Raw genomic sequence first — 21,671 nt, 5'->3', positions numbered from 1 at the left:
GAGCACCTCCCTCACTGGTTCATTACATGAGTAATGAACCATAGAACCGGTCGGGCGGTCAAGCCCTTCCGCCCCGCGCCGCGGGTCGCACGAGCCGACGCGCGCTCAGGGCACGACAAAGGGGTCCCCCGTCGCCGCAGCAGGCGCGAGAGACCCCTTCGTCGGACCGTCAGCCGCAGGCCGCTGCCAGGTACGTCCCGTCGGCCCGGCTGGTCACCGGGCTGCCGTCGACCAGGCCGGTCGCGACCACCGAGGCGGTTCCCGCGGCGATCTCGGTCTGGCGCGAGGCGAACGCAACACTCACGGCTCGCCCAGCGTCCAGCCCGGCGACGGACCTGGTGCCGAACGGCGTGCCGATCTCCACCGCCACCGGGACCGCGCTCTCGTTCGTCACGCGGACGACCACGTGGGCCCGTCCGGCCACGCACCGGACCGTAGCCGCGGAGTCGATGGCCAGCTCCCCGCCGGCCGTGTTCGTGACGCCGAGAGTGAGCGGCGACAGCTGGATCCAGTCGATGTTCGGAGCGTTTCCGGTGGCGTTGCCGAGCCGCAGGTCTCCCTCGTCGGTCGTGAGGTCCACCGGCACCGTGTGGGTCCAGAACCCCTGCCACGAGTAGTTGTGCCGGAAACCGCCGCGGGTGGTCTCACCACCCTCCTCACCGATGTCGAGGAACCGGGTGATGACGTCGGTGTTGTAGTCGTGCCCGGTGTTCCGCTCCGCGTTCGCGTAGCGCACCGACAGGTTGTACTGCCCGGCGCCGAGCTGCTCCGGCCGGGCGACAACGGCGTAGTTGCCCTCACCCCCACCGAGCTGACCGACCTGTTCACCCGAGACGTTGGTGGGCTGCGCGACGGTCTCGGTACGAGCCTCGCCGTGCAGCGTGACCTGCGAGGAGTCCTCGGCCTCGATCGTCACCGTCTCACTGTCCGCCTCCGCGGCCCGCGTGACGGTGAGCGAGGAGACGAGGGCACCGTCCGGCGCGCCCACGGTCACCTCCGAGACGCCCTTGCCGAGGTGCACGCGCGCGGTCGAGACCCACTCACCCGCGGCACTCGCCCCGACGCCGTCGACGGCACGCCGGTTGACGGCGAGGTCGACGCCGGCCGCCCCCTCCGTCGCGTACTCGAGCGCGACGTCGTAGTACCCGGTCTCGCGCACCGAGGGGAAGAACGTGATGGCCCCGTCCCCCGACACCTCGACTGCCCCGCCGTCGGCGGCGGTGTAGTCCACCGTGGCGTCACCGCTGCGGGCGAAGACGGCGGGGTAGGTGGTCGTCTCGGGTCCCGTGACGAGGGTGAGGTCGAACTTGTCGAGCGAGATGTCCGAACCGGGCAACAGCGTGGAGCCGTCCGCACTCATCCGCACCGACAGCTCGTGGGAGCCGGCTGTCAGCTCGACCAGGGTCTCCGCACGACCGCGGTACCCCCAGGAGAAGCCTGCCTCGTAGTCGATGGTGGACGCCTGGACGCCGTCGACGAACAGAGCATGCCGGCCAGGGCCGTTGGCCGGTCCGTTGACGCCCGCGACCGCGCCGAAGCGGTAGGTCCCGTCAGCGGGCACGTCCACCGTCCAGGTGAGGGAGGACGTGACACGGTTGGTCGACCCGACGTCCCGCCCGCGTGACGCCGCGAACGTCCAGTCGTCCGTGGGCGACTGGTTGTAGGCGGTGACGTCGCGCAGCACGGTGTCCTCGGCCTCCACCTCGACGCGCCACGTCGGGTCGACGGTGGGCTGGGTGGGCAGCGCCGGCGTGATGACCGCCTGGTAGGCCGAGAGCCTGTCGTCGTTGGCGACGTCGATGACCATCACGTCGTCCAGGGCGAGCCGGTGCGTCGCGACGACGGGCGGCGCCTGTGCCTCCCCTTCCTGTCCGGACCACTCCGCCTCACGAATCTGGATGTCGACGACGTCCCCGAACACTGCGGGGTCGAGGCCCGACAGCTCCAGGCGCACCTCGTTGTCCGTGCCACCGAACAGGACGGTCGCCTGCCTCTTGCCCGGGTCGAGGGTCGCGATCCCCTGGAGCGTGTCCGGCCTGTTCAGGACGGGCGGGGTGACCTGCACGGTGTCGCCCCCCAGGTCGGCGTACCACTTGAGCAGCCACCAGGCCCCGTTCGCGCTGTTCGACTTGGCCATGTTGTCGTTGAGGTTGCCGGCGTACGTCCAGTACGCGGTCTGCGCGTCGACCTTGGTGTCCTCGAACATCGTGAGCCACTGGACGATGTTGCCCGGGACGGACATGTCCCGGCGCATCGCGTACTCGTTGATGTTGATCGGAAGCGGCCCGATCCCGAGCTCCCGCTCGAGCGCGCGGTAGGCGTCGTAGTTCGACCGGTAGGTGGCCAGGTTGTTCCGTCCGAGCTCGTGCCAGGTGAACATGTCCGGCAGGACGTCGTTCTCCTTCGCGAACGTGAGGAACTCACGCGTCCTCGCAGGCTGCCACCTCGAGTCCCCGGGGCCCGCGATCCTCGCCTCCGGGTACACCTCCTTGATCGTCTCGTACGCCGCCTTCCAGTCCGCGAGGAAGGTCTGCCCCATCTGCTCCCAGTTCCCGTACCAGTTGATGCCGTCCGGCTCGTTGAAGGGTGTGAAGACGTACCGCTCGGGGTAGTCGGAGTTCTCCACGACGTCCGCGACTACCGTGCGGACGATCTCGAGGTAGCTCTCGAAGTCGTCGGGCCGCCGGCCGCCCGTGTAGGGCCAGTCGGGGTAGTAGTCCTGGATGTTGGTCATCATGTACTCGCCCCCGTTCTCGAAGAACGCCCGCTCGACCTCGAGCGGGTCCCCGTTGGGGTGCTGCGCGCCGCGCGGCGCCTTCTGCGTGAGGTGGTGGGGGCCCGCGCCGGCGATGATCGCGTCCGTGGGGACGCCGTCGTCGCCGAGGCCGTAGAGCATTCCCGAGGCGCCACCCTTGAACGGGCCGGTGGACACTGCGAAGTCGATCTCGAGAGCGTCGCTCGCGGCCTGGGCCACCGGTGCCGCCGCAGCGGACCCGGTGGCGACCAGCACCGCCGCGGTGACGGAGGCCGCGACCTGCCGTGCCGTCCTCCGCCGGGGCTCAGTTGATGGACTGGATGTCATCGCGCACTCCTTCGTACGTGCGAGGTCGTCCTCGCGCTGTTCGGCGTCCGAACCGGCGGTCGGTCTGGTCGACCACCAGCGCTGAGCAGCCCGCGACGAGCGCCGGGAGCCACTCGCCAGGTCAGTCGAAGAGACTGTTGACCTGGTCGTTTGCAGCAGCCAGCGAGGCGGCGTCGCCGTTGCCCTGGAGGTAGGACTCGATGCTGGCGCTCATGATGTCGTTGATCTGTGACCAGTTGTCGGCGATCGGGAGCAGGTGCGTCGTCCCCTGGTCCACCTGGACGGTGAAGGCCGTGACGTCCCACCCCTTGTCGGCGAACGCCTCGGTCGCCTTCTCGGTCGAGCTCTGGATCGCCGGGAACACCACGGCGGACTCCGCGACGACGTCCTGGCACGCGGTCGAGCCGAGGTACTTCACCCACTCCCACGCCGCGTCGGCGTCGCTGGTTCCTGACCAGATCCCGTCGGACAGCCCGTTGAACACAGAGGCGCGCTGGCCGCTGGGACCGATCGGGGTGGGCACGACCTTCGTCGGCACGTCATCCTGCCCGAGGTAGGAGCCGTTCATCCAGGAGCCGTCGGTCACGAGCGCGTACCGCCCGGCGAGATAGCCGTTCAGCGGGTCCTGCTCGGAGAGCGCGATGTCCAGACTGGGCATGTAGCCCTTCTCCTGCAGGCCGCGGTACCACTCCATGGTCTCGGCGAACTCCGGCGCGGCGAAGTTGAACGCCGTCGTCCACGGTGTCGTGTCACCGAAGTACCAGTCGTTCCCGAGCGCGAACGGGGCCCACGTCTGCTGGCCGGAGGCGTTGAGCCCGTTGCCCGACAGGGCCAGTCCGTACACGGCGACGTCGTCCTTGTCGAACCCTGGCTCGGTGCCGCGGACGCCGTTGCCGTCGACCGTCAGCGCCGCGACGGCCTGCTCGAAGGTGCCGCCGTCAGTGGGGTTCCACTCCAGGGCTGCGAGGTCCTCGGCGGTGAGGCCGACCTCAGCGGCCATCGTCTCGTTGTAGAAGAGGGCGACCGTGTCGAAGTCCTTCGGCAGGCCGTACCTCTCCCCCGCCTGGTCCTGCCACAGGTCGGCGAGTCCGTCCTGGTAGACGGACAGGTCGAGCCCGTCCTCCTCGATGCGGTCGGAGATGCCCAGCAGCTGGCCCTGCGCGACGAACTCGGGGTAGTAGGACAGGTGGTTGGCGAACACGTCGGGAGCGGTGTCGGACGCGAAGCCGGTGGTGAGACCCTGCCAGTAGTCGGCCCACCCGTACTGCTCGATGGTGACGGTGATGTCGTGCTCGGCGGCGAAGTCCTCGGCACACTGCTGGTAGGCCGGTTGCTGGTTGGAGTCCCACAACCAGTAGCTGATCTCCGTCCCTGCCGAGGAGGGGTCGTCGTTCCCGGAGGAACAGCCTGCGGCTGCGAGCCCGAGCACGGCGGCGCCGGTGCCCAGCCGGACGAGGGGGCGTAAGAGGTGCGTCATTGCGTGACCTTTCGGTAGGAGGACCGGTGCCCGTGAGGTGCGGCGGCTACTTGATCCCGGAGTAGCCGAGGTTGTTGACGAGTCGTCGCCCGAAGGCGAGGAAGAGCAGGAGGACCGGGAGCGCGGCGATGAGGGCCGCTGCCATGAGGCCCGACCAGTCCGGGCCGGTCTGCGGGGTCTGCGACCGGAAGATGCCGAGCGCGACGGTGAGTACCCGGGCCTCCTCGGCCCGCCCGACCAGCAAGGGCCAGAAGTACTCGCTCCAGGCCGTGATGAACGTCAGCAGCCCGAGAGTCGTCATGGGGGTCCACGACATCGGGACGATGATCTGGAAGAAGATGCGGCCGTGGCCGGCACCGTCGATCATCGCCGACTCCTCGACCTCGCGGCTGATCCCGAGGAAGAACTGCCGCATGAAGAAGACCGCGAACGGGGTCATGAAGAAGAACGGCAGGATGATCCCGGGCAGCGTGTTCAGCAGGCCGAGGTCCCGGATGAGGACGAAGTTGGGCAGCTGGACGAAGATCGGCGGGACCATGAGCGCGGTGAGGAAGAGGAAGAACACCGCGTCCCTGCCCGGCCACCGGAGGCGGGCGAACGCGTAGGCCGCCATCGAGCTGAAGAAGACCTGCCCCACCATGACGGTGGTGGAGACGATGACGGAGTTGCGCAGGTAGAGCCAGAAGTTGAGGGTCCCGGAGGTACCGCCGGCCGCGGCGATCTCCTCCTGGCTCGCGAGCCCGAGGACCCGGCGGAAACCACCCCAGCTGAAGTCCACGGGCAGGGGGTTGCCCGGGTCGAGGTACAGCGCACCGTTGCTCGACAGCGCCGTCCGCAGCATCCAGTAGAACGGCACGATCGTCACGAGCAGGATCAGGCCGAGGAGGGCCCACGCGATGCCCCGTCCCAGCGTGGGGCGGTGCAGGCGTCGACGCCGCGCCGGAGCGGTCGCCGGGGTCGCCTGGAGGTCGCGCTCGGCGTCCTCGGTCCTGGGTGCGGGAGTGAAGATCATCGGAGGTCCGACTGGTTCGAGCGCAGCAGCTTCAGTTGCGCGTAGGCGATGAGGGCGAGGGCGAGCAGCAGGAAGACCGACAGCGCCGAGGCGTAGCCGAGGTCGAACCGCTCGAACGCCTGCTGGTAGATGTAGTAGTAGATGACGCGAGTCGCGTTGACCGGGCCGCCCTGCGTCGTGACGGCGACGGTGTCGAAGATCTGGAACGACCCGACGACGGTGATGACGAGGACGAGCGCGAGCACGGGCCGCAGCAGCGGCAGGGTGATGGAACGGAACATCCTGGGCTCGCTCGCCCCGTCGAGGGCGGCGGCCTCGTAGAGCTGCCTGGGGATGGTCTGCAGGCCGGCGAACACGAGCAGGGCCGTGTACCCGACGAAGCGCCAGACGTTGATGAGCGCGATCGTCGGGATCGCGGTCGCCTCGTTGCCGAAGAACGCGACCCTGTCGAGACCGAGCCCGTCGATGACGACGTTGACGATGCCCGTCGAGTAGTCGAACATCCAGAACCACACGAGGGCGACGACGACGTTCGCGACCAGGTAGGGCAGCAGGATGATCCCCCGGATCAGGACGGACCGCGTCAGCCTGTGCATCAGCACGGCGATGAGCACGGCAAGGACCGTCTGGACCGAGATGTTGACGAGGACGTACTGGGCGGTGACGACGAGGGAGTTCCAGAAGAGCTCGTCGGCGAACATCCGCCTGTAGTTCTCGACGCCGACGAACTCCCCGCCACCGACGAGCTTGGCGTCGGTGAGGCTGAACCACGTCCCACGGACGGTGGGCACGAGGAAGAAGACGACGAACCCGAGCGTCGCGGGCGCGATGAACAGCATCGCCGCTCCCAGGTCGCGTCTCGCGCGTCGGGAGAGCCGCGCCTGCGCGACGGTCACGTCCCGCTCCTCTCGGTCGCCGCCTCGTCGTCGGTGCCATCGACCCGGGTGACGAGGATCAGGGCCGTGTGGTCAGGGAGCAGTGCCGGGACGTCCACGCCGACCCGGCTCAGCACCGCCCCGGGCAGGTCCGCCCCGTCCGGGGTCCACCATGCCGGGAGCACCTTGGGGTCGGGAGTGTGCTCCCCCAGTGCCGGCCCCGCTGGGGTGATGCGGTAGACGACGTCGTCCGCCAGGCCCGCCAGCCTCACCCTCGCCACCGGCCAGGTCACCGGCCGCTCGAGGAGGGTGACCGAGTACAGGGCGCGCGTCCGGTCCGGCGCGACGGCGCCGTGCAGCCACAGCGCGCCGCCCTCGCTCGAACGGCGGACCACTCGACCGGTGTGGATGAGCTCGCGGTGCTCCTTGTAGAACTCGATCCACGCGGCCAGCTCACGGCGTTCCTGCTGCGACGCCGCGCCCAGGTCCCACTCGATCCCGAAGTGCCCGAACAGGGCGGTAGCCGCACGGAAGTCGAGGTCGAGGCGCCGTCCCGTCGTGTGCGCCTCGGGCGCTCCGACGTGGCTGCCGACCAGCTCCGGTGGCAGCAGCTGTGCGGTCCACCGCTGGATCTGCTGGCGCTCGTGCGCATCGATGCAGTCGGAGGCCCAGACCCGGTCGGTGTGCTCGAGGATCCCGAGGTCCACCCGTGCCCCACCCGAGGAGCACGACTCGATCTCGAGCTCGGGGCAGGCCTGCCGGATCTCAGCCATGAGTCGGTACGCGGCCAGGGTCTGCTCATGGACCCCGGCACGGAGCGTGCGGGTCGAGCCGGCGTCGACGAGGTCCCGGTTGTGGTCCCACTTGACGAACCTGATCCCGTACTCCCGCACGAGGGCCACCATGCGGTCCCGGACGTGCCGGAAGGCACCGTCGTGCGTGAGGTCGAGCACCTGCTGGTGCCGGAACGGGGCGGGCAGCCGCCCGGGTACCTGCAGCATCCACTCGGGGTGCTCGCGCGCCAGGTCGGAGTCAGGACTGACCATCTCCGGCTCGAACCACAGTCCGAACTCCATCCCGAGTGCGCTGACGTGCTCGACGAGCTGCCCGAACCTGCCGCCGCCCCACACCGCCTCGGAGACGGACCAGTCCCCCAGACCGGCGGTGTCGTCGCGGCGGCCTGCGAACCACCCGTCGTCGAGGACGAACCGTTCGACCCCCACCTCGGCCGCGTGGTCGGCCAGGGCGCGGAGCGTGTCGAGCTCGTGGTCGAAGTACACAGCCTCCCAGACGTTCATCACCACGGGCCGCGGTGTCGCCGGGTGACTCTCGCGGGCTCGGAGGAGCTGGTGGAAGCGGCCGGCCGACGCGTCCAGCCCGTCGCCGTAGGACGCGTAGACGAACGGCGAGACGTAGGACTCCCCGCCCCCGAGCACGACCTCGCCCGGCAGGAGGAGCTCGCCGCCGAGCAGGAGCCGCTCGCCCGTGTGGACCCGCTCGGCGATGCTGCGGTGGTTACCGCTGAACCCGACGTGCAGGCCCCAGACCTCCCCGCGATCGAAGTCGAAACCTGCCTCACCGGCGAGGAGGACCGTGACGGCGTCGGCCCCGGTCCGCCCGTGGCGCCCCTCGCGGAGGTGCGAGCCCACACGGAACGGACCGCGCTGCGGGACCCTCTCCTTCGCCCAGCGTCCGGCGAGGTCGAGCACCTCGTCCGCGTGCCCAGGAACCGGCAGCGCCAGGTGGAGTCCGTCGACGACGTATGGCGCGTCCTCGAGGTTGGTGACCTCCGCGCGAAGCCGGACGACCCCCGACGGCAGCATCTCGATCTCGAGGTCGAGGCCCAGTCCTGCGTCCACGTCCGTCGCATGTACCCGTGCGGAGCCGCCGAGGCCCTCGGTCGTGACGACCGATGCCGTCTGGTCCGGCCGGAACCTCGGCGACCACGCCCGGCCCAGCCGGTGACCGGCCAGCCCCGGCGTGCCCGTCCACCCGGACCACGCCTCGGGCAGGACCGCGACCCGGTGTGGCTCGTCGAGACCGTTCGCGGCGTTAGGGGCGCTCGTCACCCGGCCGAGGGCGGTGAGGTCGACGTCGGTCAGATCGCCGGTGTCACGGCCCCAGTGCACCACCCGGGGCAGCGACCCCTCCGGGAGCTCGAGGACGAGGGCGACACCGTCGGCGGCGAACCGCACGCGACGAGGCGCCGGCACATTCTGGCCGGTCGCCGCCCGGACGGCCGGTGGGAACAGCACCACGTCAGTTGACCCCCCCTTGGTTTGACCAACGTTTGCGCAAACGTTGGTCAGACCGTACAGGGCTCGTCTCGAGCCACGCAATGGTCCTCAGGACGGAGCTGTCGGGGTCTCACCTCGGTCGATCGTCGGTGTGACGAGGGCGGGCCCCTCCTAGGCGCCGGGCCTCGGCCCCGCGGTGCTCTGCCGCAGCACAAGCCTCGGGAGGACGGTCGAGTGCGCGGGCTGCTCGTTGGAGAGGATCCAGGAGTGGAGCATCGCGAACGTGCGCTTGCCGAGGCCCACGAAGTCCTGGCCCACGGTGGACAGCGACGGCACCCACATCGCGGCGAAGGGCTGGTCGTCGAACCCCATGAGGCTGACGTCGCGCGGGATCGAGACGCCTCGCTCCTGGAGGCGCCGGGCGACGCCGATCGCGACCTCGTCGTTGCCGCACAGCACGGCGGTCGCCCCGGGATCGAGCCGCTCGGCGGCCGCGTACCCGGACTCGGGGTCGTACCCCGCCCGGACCACGTCCGGCACGACACGGCCCGCGTCCGTCAGCGCGCGCCGCCACCCCCACTCCCGGCCGGAGTGCTCGCTCGTGGACGGGATGGCGACGTGATGAACCGTGTGGTGTCCGAGCGAGAGGAGGTAGTCGGTCGCCTGGCGGGCGCCCTCGAAGTCGTCGAGGTATGCATGTGGCCGATCCGCCCCCGGCTGCCAGGCACCGGACGCCGCGACGACGGGGACGTTGTGGGGCAGGGCATCGAGAGTTGCCGCACCGACCGCGTCGAAGTCGATGACGACGGCCCCGGCGATCGGCTGCGACCACACACCGTCGATGGCGCGACGGACCTCGGCCGGGTCGCTCGACTCGACGACCGCGATCATGACCGAGAAGCCGGCCGCGCGCGCCTGCTCCTCGATGCCGTGCAACGTCGCCGCGTATCCCCAACGCAGGGTGTGGTTGGCGATGACCGCGACCGTCGACGAGCGGCCGTTGACGAGCGCCTGCGCCGCGGCGTTGGGCCGGTACCCGAGCTGGGCGACCGCCTCCATGACGCGGCTCCGGGTCTTCTCCGACACCGGCGCGCGACCGGTGATCACCCGTGACACCGTCGACAGGCTGACACCTGCTGCGGCGGCCACGTCCGCCAGCACGGGGACCCTGTCGATTGCGTCCATCATGCGCAGGATAGCCAGCGCCGGTCGTCCGAGCCCGCACGGCGGCACCGGACCGGCTGCACCCTCGGAACGCCGGTCATCCCGTGCTCAGAAGAGCTCGCCGCGCAGCACGACGGCGGTCGGCCGGGTGAGCACGGAGACGTCCTCGCGCGGGTCCTGCGGGTAGACGACGACGTCGGCGGGCGCGCCGTCGGCCACTCCGGGCACCCCGAGGATGTCGCGGCCGCGCCAGCTCGCGGCGGCGACGACGTCGTGGACCGGCACCCCGGCCCGGACCACCTCGGCGAGCTCGGCGGGCAGCGAGCCATGGCGGATGGTGCCGCCGGCGTCGGAGCCCATGAGGAGCGGGACGCCGGCCTCGTGGAAGGCGCGGACCTGCTCGTGGCGGCGCGCGTGCATCCGCAGCATCCGCTCGGCGAAGACCGGGTACTTCGCCCCGGCCTGCGCGGCGAAGTCGGTGAAGTGGGCGACCTGGAGGAGCGTGGGGGTCACCGGGATCCCCCGGCGTGCGGCCTCGGCGATGTGGTCGGCCGTCATCCCCGTGCCGTGCTCGATCCCGTCGATCCCGGCGGCCAGGAGGTCGTCGACAACCTCCCGGGAGAAAGCGTGGGCGGTCACCCGCGCCCCGTTCTCGTGGGCGGCGGCGATGCCCTCGGCGAGGACGTCGGCGGGCCACAGCGGGCGCAGGTCGGACTCGGCGCCGTCGGACCGGTCGATCCAGTCGGCGACGATCTTCACCCAGCCGTCGCCGTAGCGGGCCTCCTGCGCCATCGCCTCGGGCAGCTGCGCGACGTCGTCGAGCTCGCGCCCGTAGTGGCGCAGGTAGCGCTTGGGGCGGGCGAGGTGGTGGCCGGCACGGATGAGCCGCGGCAGGTCCGGGCGGCGCTGCACCCACCGGGTGTCCTGCGGGGAGCCCGCGTCACGGACGAGGAGGGTGCCGGCGTCGCGGTCGGCCCGGGCCTGGGCCTCGGCCTCCTCGACGCTCACCTCGCCCTCGGGTCCCAGGCCGATGTGGCAGTGGACGTCGACGAGGCCCGGCAGCACCCAGCCCTCGAGCTCGCGCGCGGGCACGTCCGGAGGGTCGAGGGTCAGCCGACCCTCGACCACCCAGCACTCGTCGAGTTCGGCGCCGTCCCCGACGACGACCGTGCCGGTGAGGTGCAGCGGCCGCGCCACGTCAGCGCAGGTACTTCTGGAGCTGCTCGAGGTCCGGTACGGCGTCGGGCTCGCTCGCCGTCTGGCCACCACCCAGCCCGAAGGCCGAGCCGGCCGGCGCCGACGGGCGCTCCTGGGCCTGGCGCGCGGCCTCGGCCTCCTGCTGCGCACGCTTCGCGGGGTTGCCCGACTTGCCCTTCTTGCCCTTCTTCGGCGGCGGGGCCATGCGTCCGCGCGACTTCTTGCCACCGCCCGGCAGGCCACCGGGACCGAAGCCGCCGCGCGGCAGCTTCCCGCCGGAGCGCGCCATCTGGCGCATCATCGTGCGCGCCTGCTCGAAGCGCTCCATGAGCTGGTTGACCTCGGTCACCGTGGTGCCCGAGCCGCGGGCGATGCGCGAGCGGCGCGAGCCGTTGAGGATCTTGGGGTTCGCGCGCTCCTGCGGGGTCATCGAGCGCACCATCGCCTCGATGCGGTCGACCTCGCGCTCGTCGAAGTTCTCCAGCGCCTCGCGCATCTGCCCGGCGCCCGGGAGCATCCCGAGCACCTTCTTCATCGAGCCCATCTTCTTCAGCTGCTGCATCTGGTCCAGGAAGTCCTGCAGCGTGAAGTCCTCGCCGCCGGCGACCTTGGCCGCCATGCGCTCGGCCTCGTCCTGGTCGAAGGCCCGCTCGGCCTGCTCGATGAGGGTGAGGACGTCACCCATGTCGAGGATGCGCGAGGCCATGCGGTCGGCGTGGAAGCGCTCGAAGTCGGTGAGCTTCTCACCGGTCGAGGCGAACAGGACCGGCCGGCCGGTGACCTTGGCGACCGACAGGGCGGCGCCACCACGGGCGTCGCCGTCGAGCTTGGTGAGGACGACGCCGGTGAAGTCGACGCCCTCGAGGAACGCCTGGGCGGTGGCCACGGCGTCCTGACCGATCATCGCGTCGAGGACGAAGAGGGTCTCGTCGGGCTGGACTGCCTCCTTGATGGCGGCGGCCTGGGCCATCATCTCGGCGTCGACGCCGAGGCGGCCCGCGGTGTCGACGATGAGGACGGAGTGGAGCTTGTCCTGCGCCTGGGCGAGGCCGGAGCGGGCGACGGCGACCGGGTCGCCGACGCCGTTGCCGGGCTCGGGCGCCCACACCGGCACCCCGGCCCGCTCCCCCACGACCTGGAGCTGGGTGACGGCGTTGGGGCGCTGGAGGTCGGCGGCGACGAGGAGCGGGGTCTGGCCCTGGTCCTTGAGCCACTTGGCGAGCTTCCCGGCGAGCGTCGTCTTACCGGCGCCCTGGAGGCCGGCGAGCATGATGACCGTCGGCGGGCGCTTGGCGAAGCGCAGGTCTCGCGCCTGGCCGCCGAGGATCTCGATGAGCTCGGCGTTGACGATCTTGACGATCTGCTGGCCCGGGTTGAGGGCCTTGGAGACCTCCTCGCCCAGCGCGCGCTCACGGACGGCGGCGGTGAACTCGCGCACCACCGGGAGGGCGACGTCGGCCTCGAGGAGGGCGCGCCGGATCTCGGAGACGGTGGTCGTGATGTCCTGCTCGGACAGCCGTCCCTTGCCGCGAAGGTTGCGGAAGGTGGCTGTCAGGCGGTCGGAGAGGCTGGCGAACAAGGAGGGTCCTCGCGTGCTCGATGGGGTGGTCTGTCTCCCAGGGTATCCGCCCTGCGGCCGGTTCAGCGGGCCGGGGCTCTACCTGGCGGCGAAGTCGGCCCTTGTCCGGCACTCCCGCGGAGCACCGCCGCGCCCGCCGCGGGCCGGGTCAGGCAGCCCCCGGGTCCCGCGCGACGGTCCCGCGCAGGCGCTCGGTGGCCGCTCCGACGAGCCGGGCGACCAGGCCCGCCCGCCACGGCGTCCAGGCGGTCGGCCCGGCGGCGGAGGCGTCGGCGGCCGTGAGCAGGTGCAGCGCCTCGAGCAGCGCGGGGTCGTGCCGGACGGCGTCGAGCAGCTCCTGCGCCACGGCCGGGTCGGCGACGTCGCGGGTAGTCGCGAGGTCGGCGAGCGTGAGGTGCTCCCGGACGAGCAGGACGACGGCCTCGCGCACCGCGGGGTCCACGCCGAGCCTGTCGAGCACGTCGGCGGCGCGCCGCGCGCCCTCCTCGGAGTGGTCGCCCGCCCCGGCCACCTTCCCGATGTCGTGGAGGATCGCGGCGAGGAGCACGCGCTCCTCGAGCGCGGGCGCCAGGTCGCGGCGCTCACGCAGCAGCACGGCGGCGTTCGCAGCGGTCTCGACCAGGTGGCGGTCGACCGTGTGCCGGTGGACGGGGGCGCGCTGGGGGCGGTTACGCACGTCGGCCCACTGCGGCACCCAGCGGGTGACGACCCCGGCGAGGTCGAGTGCCTCCCACACGGGCACCTGCGCCGGACCGGCGGCGAGCAGGGCGAGCAGGTCGGCGCGGGCCTCGGCAGGCCACGGCACCGGGGGCGCCGGTGCCCTGTCCAGGGCGGTGAGGGTCACCGGGGAGAGCGGCAGCCCGGTGCGCGCGGAGGCGGCGGCGGCCCGCAGGGTGAGCCCGCTGTCGCCCTCGAGGTCGACGTCCCCGGCGAGGACGAGCTCGCCGTCGTGCTCGGCGAGACCGGGCGCCACGAGCCGCAGCCGCGGCGGCACCCGCTGCCCTCGCACCGTGCGCGGGCCGCGCCAGCGGGGGGTGGTGCGCCGTAGCGCCTGGCGGGCCCGGCGGGTCGTGACGTCGAGCGCGGCGCTCACCACCCGCGCGGCCTGCGCGAGCTCGGTGAGCAGGGCGTCCGAGTCGGTCAGCCCGAGCCGGGCGGCGACGTCGGGAGCGTCGGCCCGCAGCAGCCGGTTCGTGCGGCGCCGGGAGACGAGGGCGACGGCGTCGCGGACGTCGAGGAGGAAGGCGGCGGCGTCGTCGACCTCCCCGTGCGGGCGGTCCGCGAGCCACGTCGCGGTGAGCGCGTCGAGGACGACGACGTCGCGCAGTCCGCCGCGGGCCTCCTTGAGGTCCGGCTCGATGAGGTAGGCGAGCTCCCCGTGGCGCTCGCCCCGCTCGCGCACCGAGGCGAGGAGCTCGGGCAGCCGCCGGCGGGCGGCGCCGCGCCAGTCGTCGAGCAGGGCGCGGCGGGCGCGGGTGACGACGTCGGGGTCGCCGGCGACGTGGCGGACGTCGAGCAGCCCGACCGCCGAGACGAGGTCCTTTGAGGCCACCTGACGGCACCCGGCGAGACTGCGCACGGAGTGGTCGATGTCGAGCCCGGCGTCCCACATCGGGTACCACAGCGACTCGGCGAGGGGGGTGACGGCCGCGACGTCGTGCCGGCGGCCGTCGTGGACGAGGACGACGTCGAGGTCGCTCGTCGGCCCGGCGTCCCGGCGGCCCTGGGACCCGACGACCGCAAGGGCGAGGCCGGTGTGGTCGGCGGGTGCCACCGCCTCCCAGAGGTCGCACAGCGCCTCGTCGACGAGCGCCGCCAGCTGCTCGCGGTAGCGGGCACCCGACACGCCGGCCCCGCCCGCCCCGGCAGGGGTGGGCGGGGCCAGCGCGAGCCGGGCCTCGCGCAGCGCGGCGACAGCGGCGGCGGAGGCCCGGCCCACGTCAGATCGCGACGACGCCGCGGTCGCCGGTACGCACCCGGACGACCTCCTCGACCGGCACGACCCACACCTTGCCGTCCCCGATCCGGCCCGTCTGGGCCGCGTGGACGATCGCGCCGCTCACCAGGGTGACGTCCTCGTCCTCGACGAGGACCTCGACGCGGATCTTGGGGACGAGGTCGACGGCGTACTCCGCGCCGCGGTAGACCTCGGTGTGCCCGTGCTGGCGGCCGTAGCCGCTCGCCTCGGAGACCGTCATGCCCTGGACGCCGACGCTGGTGAGCGCCTGCTTGACGTCGCCGAGCCGGTGGGGCTGGATCACTGCGGTGATGAGCTTCATGAGCCGACCTTCTCTTCGGTGCTGACGGGGGCGGAGGCGGCCACGCGCTGCGGGAGGCTGGTGGCCAGGCCGCCGCCGAGGCCCTCGTAGGCCGACTCGCCGTGGACGGCGGAGTCGATCCCGCCGGCCTCGACCTCGTCGCTCACGCGCCAGCCGAGGGTCGCCTTGAGAGCGAGGCCGATGACGAGGGTGACGACCCCCGAGAAGAGGATCGCGACGACGGCGATGATCACCTGGACGGCGAGCAGGTTGAGGCCGCCGCCGTAGATCAGGCCACCGTCGGTGGCGAGGAAGCCGATCATCACGGTGCCGACGAGGCCGCCGACGAGGTGGACGCCGACGACGTCGAGGGAGTCGTCGAAGCCGAGGCGGTACTTGAGGGAGACGGCCATCGCGCACAGACCACCGGCGACGAGGCCGAGGGCGATGGAGCCGACCGGGCTGAGGGAGCCGGCGGCGGGGGTGATCGCGACGAGGCCCGCGACGATGCCGGAGGCGGCACCGAGGGAGGTGGCGTGCCCGTCACGCAGCTTCTCCACGACCAGCCAGCCGAGGATCGCGGCGGCGGTGCACGTCGTGGTGTTGACCCAGGCGAGACCGGCGAGGCCGTCTGCGGCGTAGGCGGAGCCGGCGTTGAAGCCGAACCAGCCGAACCACAGGAGGGCGGCGCCGAGCATGACGAAGGGGAGGTTGTGGGGGCGGCTGGGCTCACGGCCGAAGCCGCGACGCTTGCCCACGACGAGGGCCAGGACGAGGGCCGCGACACCCGCGTTGATGTGGACGACGGTGCCGCCCGCGAAGTCGATCGGGTCGGCGATGGAGGCGAAGGGGCCGTCCCCGCTGAGCAGGCCGCCGCCCCAGACCATGTGTGCCATCGGGAAGTAGGCCAGGGTGACCCACAGGCCGGCGAAGACCATCCAGGTGCCGAACTTCACGCGCTCGGCGAGCGCGCCGCTGATGAGGGCGGTGGTGATGATCGCGAACGTCACCTGGAAGCCGACGTCGACGACGACCGGCAGGCCGCCGTCCATGACGAACTCCCCGGCGTCGTCGAGGATCGCGCCCTGGAGGCCGAACATCTCCAGGGGGTTGGCGAAGATGCCGCCGATGCTCTCGCTGCCGTAGGACATCGACCAGCCCCACAGCACGTAGATCACGCCGATGACGCCCATCGCCCCGAAGGACATCATCATCATGTTCAGGACGGACTTGGACCGGGTCATGCCGCCGTAGAAGAACGCCAGACCTGGCGTCATGAGCAGCACGAGGGATGCCGATATCAGCATCCATGCGGTGGTACCGCTGTCGAGTTCCATAGGTGGTCCTCTCGCTCCCGGCTCTCGTGCGGCCGGCTGAGGGACACCCTCCTCGCGTGAGGTTTCACGTGTGCCGCCGCCACGTTTCACTCCCGTTACGGTCACGGCGGGCGTGTGACGGGCGTGTTACGGGGCGGCGGCGCAGCGCCCGGACGGGCTCAGCTGAGCAGCGCGTCGACGAACTCCTCGGGGACGAACGGGGCCAGGTCGTCGGCCCCCTCCCCCAGTCCGACGAGCTTGACGGGCACCCCCAGCTCACGCTGGACGGCGATGACGATGCCGCCCTTGGCGGTGCCGTCGAGCTTGGTGAGGACGATTCCGGTGACGTCGACGACGTCGGCGAAGACCTGCGCCTGGCGCAGCCCGTTCTGGCCGGTCGTCGCGTCGAGCACGAGGAGGACCTCGCTCACCGGCGCCTGCCGGGAGATGACGCGCTTGATCTTGCCGAGCTCACCCATGAGGTCGGCCTTGTTCTGCAGCCGGCCCGCGGTGTCGACGACGACGACGTCCGCGCCGCTCTCCCGGCCGGCGCGCACGGCGTCGAACGCGACGGCGGCCGGGTCGGCGCCCTCGCGGTCCGAGCGCACCGTCCGGACGCCGACGCGCTCGCCCCAGGTCTGCAGCTGGTCGGCAGCCGCGGCGCGGAAGGTGTCGGCGGCGCCGAGGACGACGTCGAGGTCCTCCGCGACGAGGACACGGGCGAGCTTGCCGACCGTCGTCGTCTTGCCGGTGCCGTTGACGCCGACGACGAGGACGGTCGCGGGGTGCGGCTCGCCGTCGTCGCCCACGCCCTTGGCGGTGTGCAGCGAGCGGTCCATCGTCGGGTCGACGAGCTGGACGAGCTCCTCGCGCAGGATGTCGCGGACGGTGGCGGTGTCCTTGCTGCCGAGCACCTGCACGCGGGTGCGCAGGCGGTCCATGAGCTCGGTCGTCGGGCCGATGCCGACGTCGGCGAGCAGGAGCGTCTCCTCGATCTCCTCCCAGTCCTCCTCGGTGAGGGTCTCGCGGGAGAGGACCGAGAGGATCGACCGGCCGATGGTGCCGGAGCGGGACAGACGCTCACGCAGCCGCACCATGCGGCCGGCGACGGGCGCGGGACGCTCGGTGGTGACCGCGGGCGCCTCGGGGGCCGGCGCGTCGGTCGCGGGCGGCCGCTCGAGGGTCGCGGTGTCCTGCGGCTCCTCGGTGAGGACGCCGCTCTCGGCGCGCTCCTCCGGCAGGCTCGGTGGGCGCCGGCGGCGCAGGCCCGAGGTGAGGGCCGCCCCTCCGGCGACGAGGACGACGAGGACGACGGCGAGGATGGCCCACAGCTGATCGGTCACAGCAGACCAGTCTGGACCACGACCGGCGGCCGGGGCCACCGGGCGTGCTCGAACCGGCGCGCCTCGCGGCACGTCAGCGCCTTGCCGGGGCCGGGCGCGGCAGCGTCCTGCCGGGGCCGGGCGAGGGTCAGGCGCGCGCCTCGCCGGGCTCGCCGAGCTCGGGGGCGCGCTCCCGCAGGTCGCGCAGCCGGGCGGCGAGCTTGGTCGTGCCGAGCTCCTCGGGGGTGGTGTAGGCGTGACCAGGCTCACTCATGAGGTAGAGGGTGCCCAGGCCACCGGCGTCGTCCTCGTCGACCTCGTCGGTCCACTCGATCTCGTCGGTGCGCCACGCGCGCACGGACTCGCGCACCCACGCGACCCAGCCGCCCTCCGGCTTGTTGGCCGAGAGCACGGCGACGAAGACGAGCACCGCGCACAGTGCCGCCAGGATGGTCACCAGGATCGCCCCCGTCATGGCTTCATTATCACCCAGGCTCCGACGGTTCGTGCCACCGGGAGTCACACGGTGGCGTGTCGGTCCTCGTCGGCGAGCCGCTGGCTGATGACGGTCGTCACACCGTCCCCACGCATCGTCACGCCGTAGAGGGCGTCGGCGATCTCCATCGTGCGCTTCTGGTGGGTGATGACGATGAGCTGGGAGTCCTCGCGCAGCTCGGTGAAGATCTCCAGCAGGCGCCCGAGGTTGGTGTCGTCCAGCGCCGCCTCGACCTCGTCCATGACGTAGAACGGGCTGGGCCGGGCCTTGAAGATCGCCACGAGGAGGGCGACCGCGGTGAGTGAGCGCTCGCCGCCGGACAGGAGCGAGAGCCGCTTGACCTTCTTGCCCGGCGGGCGCGCCTCGATCTCGATGCCGGTCCTGAGCATGTCCTCGGGGTCGGTGAGCGTGAGCCGCCCCTCCCCGCCGGGGAAGAGCCGGGAGAAGACGTCCTCGAACGCGGCGGCCGTGTCGGCGTACGCCTCGGTGAACACGCGCTCGACGCGCTCGTCGATCTCCTTGACGATCTCCAGGAGGTCGGCGCGGGACTTCTTGAGGTCGGCGAGCTGCTCGGTGAGGAAGCGGTGCCGCTCGGCGAGGGCCGCGTGCTCCTCGAGGGCGAGCGGGTTGACCTTGCCGAGCCGGGCGAGGTCGCGCTCGGCGAGCCGGCGGCGCTTCTCCTGCTCCTCGCGGACGTAGGGCACGGGGTCGCGCGGCTCCTCGCCGTCGGGCACGACGACGGGCACCGGCTGGTGCGGCCCGTACTCCTCGACGAGGACCTCGGGGTCGATGCCGAGGTCGCTCACCGCGCGCTCCTCGAGCTGGCTGATGCGCAGCCGCTGCTCGGCGCGGGCGACCTCGTCGCGGTGGACGGCGTCGGTGAGCCGGGCGAGGTCCGCCGTGGCCTCCTCGAGCCGCGCGCGCACCTGGCCGATCTCGGCCTCCCGCTCGGCCCGGGCGGCCTCGGCCTCCTCGCGGGCGTCGGCGGCCGCGGCGAGGGAGCGCTCGGCGGCGGCCAGCGCCTGCTCGGCGCCGGCGCGCACGAGCGCCGCGGTCTCGGCCTGCCGGGCGCGGCGGCGTTCCCGCTCCGCCGCCTTGCGGCGGGCGACCCGCTCGGCCTCGGCGGCGCGCTCGAGGGAGGCTGCACGGCCGGACAGCGCGCCCGCCCGTTCCTCCACGGTGCGCAGCGCGAGGCGCGCCTCGGTCTCCGCGGCACGGGCGGTGCGGGCGGCCTGGGCGGCGCGGTCCCGCTCGGCGGTGGCGGTGGTGAGGTCGTCCTCGGTGCGCTCGGGCTCCTGCTGGGCGACGGCGAGCCGGGCGACGAGCTCGGCGAGCTCCCGCTCGTGCTCCTCCCCCTTGGCGACGAGCTGGGCGATGGCGGGGCGGATCCGGTCGGCCTCGGCCTCGGCCGAGCGGGCGACCGACCCGAGCCGGCCGAGCTGCTCGGCGACGCCGGCGAGGCGGGCGTCCGAGGCGTGGAGGGCGGCGAGGGTCCCCTCGACCTCCTCCTGGGCGCGGGCGACCCGGTCGCGGGCGCCGACGAGCGCGAAGCGGGCCTGCTCGGCGCGGGCGGTGGCGGCGTCGACCTCCGCGGCGGCCTCCTCGTGGGCGGCGTGCAGCTCCAGGACGCTCGGCCCGCCCGGCGTCCCGCCGCCGGCGGAGACGCGGGACAGGAGGTCGCCGTCGCGGGTGACGGCGAGGACGTCGGCGGCTGCCACGGCCGCGCGGGCCGCGGCGAGGTCCTCGACGACGACGGCGCCCGCGAGGAGCGTGCGCACCGCCCCGGCGACCTCCTCGGACGCGGTGACGACGTCGCGCAGCCAGCGTGCGCCCGCGGGAGGTGCGGCCTCCTCACCGGTGGGCGCGACCGCCCCGGCGACGACGAGCCGGACCTGGCCGAGGTCCTCGTCGCGGGCGCGCCGGATGGCGTCGACGGCGACGTCGGTCGACTCGACGACCGCCGCGTCGGTGTGCGCGGCGAGGACGGCGGCGACGGCGGTCTCGTACCCGTGCTCGACGCCGAGCGCGTCCGGCAGCGAGCCGCGCAGGCCGGGGAGGCGGTCGGTGGCGGCGAGGAGCGCCCCGGTGCCGTCCTTGCGGGTGAGCGAGAGCTCGAGGGTGTCGCGGCGGGTCTGCCAGGTGCGCCGCTCGCCGTCGGCGGCGCGTTCCTCCTCCTCCAGGGCGCGGACGGCGGCCTCGGCGGCGTCGAGCTCCTCGACGGCCTCCTCGTGCGCCTCGTCGAGCCCCTCCTCGCCCTCCTCTGCGCCCGCGACCTGCTGCTCCAGCAGGGTGAAGTCGGCCTGCGCCTGGCGCACGCGCTCCTCGGCCTCGGCGAGGTTGGCGCGCAGGCGGCCGAGCTCGGACTGGGCAGCCTCGGCGGCGCTGCGCCGGGCGGCCACCTGGCCGGTGAGGCGGGCCAGGCCCTCGCGGCGGTCGGCGACGCCGCGGTGGACGGCGGCCAGCCCGCGCTCCGCCTCGCGCTCGGTCTCCTCGGCCTGCGTGCGCTCGGCGACGAGTGCCTCGAGCGCGGCGCGGGCGGCCTCCACCTCGGCGGCGAGCGCCTGCTCCTCCTCGCGGGCGCGGGCGGCGCGGGCGTCGAGCTCCTCGGGGTCGGTGCCGCGGTGCTCCTGGGCGGGCGTGCCGAGCAGGCGGCTGCGCTCGGCAGCGAGGGAGTGCAGACCGCGCAGCCGCTCGCGCAGGCCGGACAGGGAGTGCCAGGTGTCGGTGGCCTCGCGCAGCCGGGGCGCCGCGGCGGCGGCGTCGGACTCCAGGGCGGCGAGCCGGGCGCGGGCGGCGTCGGCGGCGCCCTCGACGGCGGCGCGGCGCTCGCGCAGCGCCGTCTCGTCGGCGATCTCCCGCTGGAGGGTGGCGGTGAGCTGGACGAGGTCGTCGGCGAGCAGCCGGGCGCTGGAGTCGCGCAGGTCGGCCTGGATGACCTGGGCGCGGCGGGCGACGTCGGCCTGCCGGGCGAGCGGGCCGAGCTGGCGGCGGATCTCGGTGGTGAGGTCGGTGACGCGGTCGACGTTGGCGCGCATCGCCTCGAGCTTGCGCAGCGCCTTCTCCTTGCGGCGGCGGTGCTTGAGGACGCCGGCGGCCTCCTCGATGAAGCCGCGCCGCTCCTCGGGGCCGGCGGACAGCACGGCGTCCAGCTGCCCCTGCCCGACGATGACGTGCATCTCGCGGCCCATGCCGGTGTCCGAGAGCAGCTCCTGGATGTCCAGGAGACGGCAGGACTCCCCGTTGATCGCGTACTCCGAGCCGCCGCCCCGGAAGAGCGTGCGGGAGATCGTCACCTCGCTGTAGTCGATCGGCAGCAGCCCGTCGGAGTTGTCGATCGTCAGGGAGACCTCGGCGCGGCCGAGCGGGGCGCGGTTGGACGTCCCGGCGAAGATGACGTCGGACATCGAACCGCCGCGCAGCGACTTCGCGCCCTGCTCGCCCATGACCCAGGCGAGGGCGTCGACGACGTTCGACTTGCCCGAGCCGTTGGGCCCCACGACGCACGTGATGCCCGGCTCGAGGTGCAGGGTCGTCGCCGAGGCGAAGGACTTGAACCCCCGCAGCGTCAGCGTCTTGAGATGCACGGGGGCAGCCTAACGGCACAGTGCCGCGGTTCTGCGTCGCCCACCCGCCGTCTTCCTCACCGTTTCGCGCCC

Annotated in this window: 14 protein-coding genes; all 14 read right to left on the bottom strand. The window is 72.8% G+C overall.

The window, feature by feature from the left end; genetic code table 11:
- Positions 1-169: 169 nt before the first annotated feature.
- Positions 170-3,010, bottom strand: a complete 2,841-nt coding sequence (locus FE251_RS04860; protein WP_230976552.1) for a carbohydrate-binding protein — start codon at positions 3,008-3,010, stop codon at positions 170-172.
- Positions 3,011-3,203: 193 nt separating this feature from the next.
- Positions 3,204-4,559 carry an ABC transporter substrate-binding protein gene (locus tag FE251_RS04855; RefSeq protein WP_139073636.1) on the bottom strand — a complete coding sequence of 452 codons (1,356 nt, stop codon included), beginning with the start codon at positions 4,557-4,559 and terminating at the stop codon, positions 3,204-3,206.
- Positions 4,560-4,605: 46 nt separating this feature from the next.
- On the bottom strand, positions 4,606-5,571 hold the full coding sequence (locus FE251_RS04850) for a carbohydrate ABC transporter permease (RefSeq protein WP_139948137.1): 966 nt from the start codon (positions 5,569-5,571) through the stop codon (positions 4,606-4,608).
- Complete coding sequence (locus FE251_RS04845; protein WP_139949256.1) at positions 5,568-6,410, bottom strand: carbohydrate ABC transporter permease; 843 nt, start codon at positions 6,408-6,410, stop codon at positions 5,568-5,570. The genes FE251_RS04850 and FE251_RS04845 overlap by 4 nt, the downstream gene beginning before the upstream one ends.
- A gap of 53 nt (positions 6,411-6,463) precedes the next feature.
- Positions 6,464-8,641 carry an alpha-galactosidase gene (locus tag FE251_RS04840; RefSeq protein WP_230976551.1) on the bottom strand — a complete coding sequence of 726 codons (2,178 nt, stop codon included), beginning with the start codon at positions 8,639-8,641 and terminating at the stop codon, positions 6,464-6,466.
- A 213-nt stretch (positions 8,642-8,854) separates the two neighbouring features.
- Positions 8,855-9,868: a LacI family DNA-binding transcriptional regulator gene (locus FE251_RS04835; RefSeq protein ID WP_176554797.1), complete on the bottom strand. Its 1,014-nt coding sequence runs from the start codon at positions 9,866-9,868 to the stop codon at positions 8,855-8,857.
- An 87-nt stretch (positions 9,869-9,955) separates the two neighbouring features.
- Positions 9,956-11,044, bottom strand: a complete 1,089-nt coding sequence (locus FE251_RS04830) for an amidohydrolase family protein (protein WP_139948136.1) — start codon at positions 11,042-11,044, stop codon at positions 9,956-9,958.
- 1 nt (position 11,045) lies between these two features.
- Entirely contained in the window at positions 11,046-12,623 is a 1,578-nt protein-coding gene (gene ffh / locus FE251_RS04825) for a signal recognition particle protein (RefSeq protein ID WP_139073640.1), read from the bottom strand.
- 148 nt (positions 12,624-12,771) lie between these two features.
- Positions 12,772-14,562, bottom strand: a complete 1,791-nt coding sequence (locus tag FE251_RS04820; protein ID WP_139948135.1) for a [protein-PII] uridylyltransferase family protein — start codon at positions 14,560-14,562, stop codon at positions 12,772-12,774.
- A gap of 1 nt (position 14,563) precedes the next feature.
- A complete protein-coding gene (locus FE251_RS04815; protein ID WP_139073642.1) occupies positions 14,564-14,902 on the bottom strand; it encodes a P-II family nitrogen regulator in 339 nt (112 codons plus the stop codon).
- Positions 14,899-16,218, bottom strand: a complete 1,320-nt coding sequence (locus FE251_RS04810; RefSeq protein ID WP_139948134.1) for an ammonium transporter — start codon at positions 16,216-16,218, stop codon at positions 14,899-14,901. Before FE251_RS04810 ends, FE251_RS04815 begins: the two co-directional genes overlap by 4 nt.
- Positions 16,219-16,376: 158 nt before the next feature.
- Complete coding sequence (gene ftsY, locus FE251_RS04805; RefSeq protein WP_139073644.1) at positions 16,377-17,540, bottom strand: signal recognition particle-docking protein FtsY; 1,164 nt, start codon at positions 17,538-17,540, stop codon at positions 16,377-16,379.
- A gap of 127 nt (positions 17,541-17,667) precedes the next feature.
- Positions 17,668-17,994: a hypothetical protein gene (locus FE251_RS04800; RefSeq protein ID WP_139073645.1), complete on the bottom strand. Its 327-nt coding sequence runs from the start codon at positions 17,992-17,994 to the stop codon at positions 17,668-17,670.
- Positions 17,995-18,038: 44 nt separating this feature from the next.
- The gene (gene smc, locus FE251_RS04795; protein WP_179954776.1) at positions 18,039-21,599 is read right to left on the bottom strand and encodes a chromosome segregation protein SMC; all 3,561 of its coding nucleotides are present in this window, start codon (positions 21,597-21,599) and stop codon (positions 18,039-18,041) included.
- Positions 21,600-21,671: the final 72 nt, after the last annotated feature.

Origin of the sequence: Georgenia wutianyii (assembly GCF_006349365.1) — a bacterium.
GTDB classification, from domain to species: Bacteria; Actinomycetota; Actinomycetes; order Actinomycetales; family Actinomycetaceae; genus Oceanitalea; species Oceanitalea wutianyii.
The sequence above is the reverse complement of the archived record's forward strand: the minus strand, read 5'-3'. Positions and strand labels throughout refer to the sequence as shown.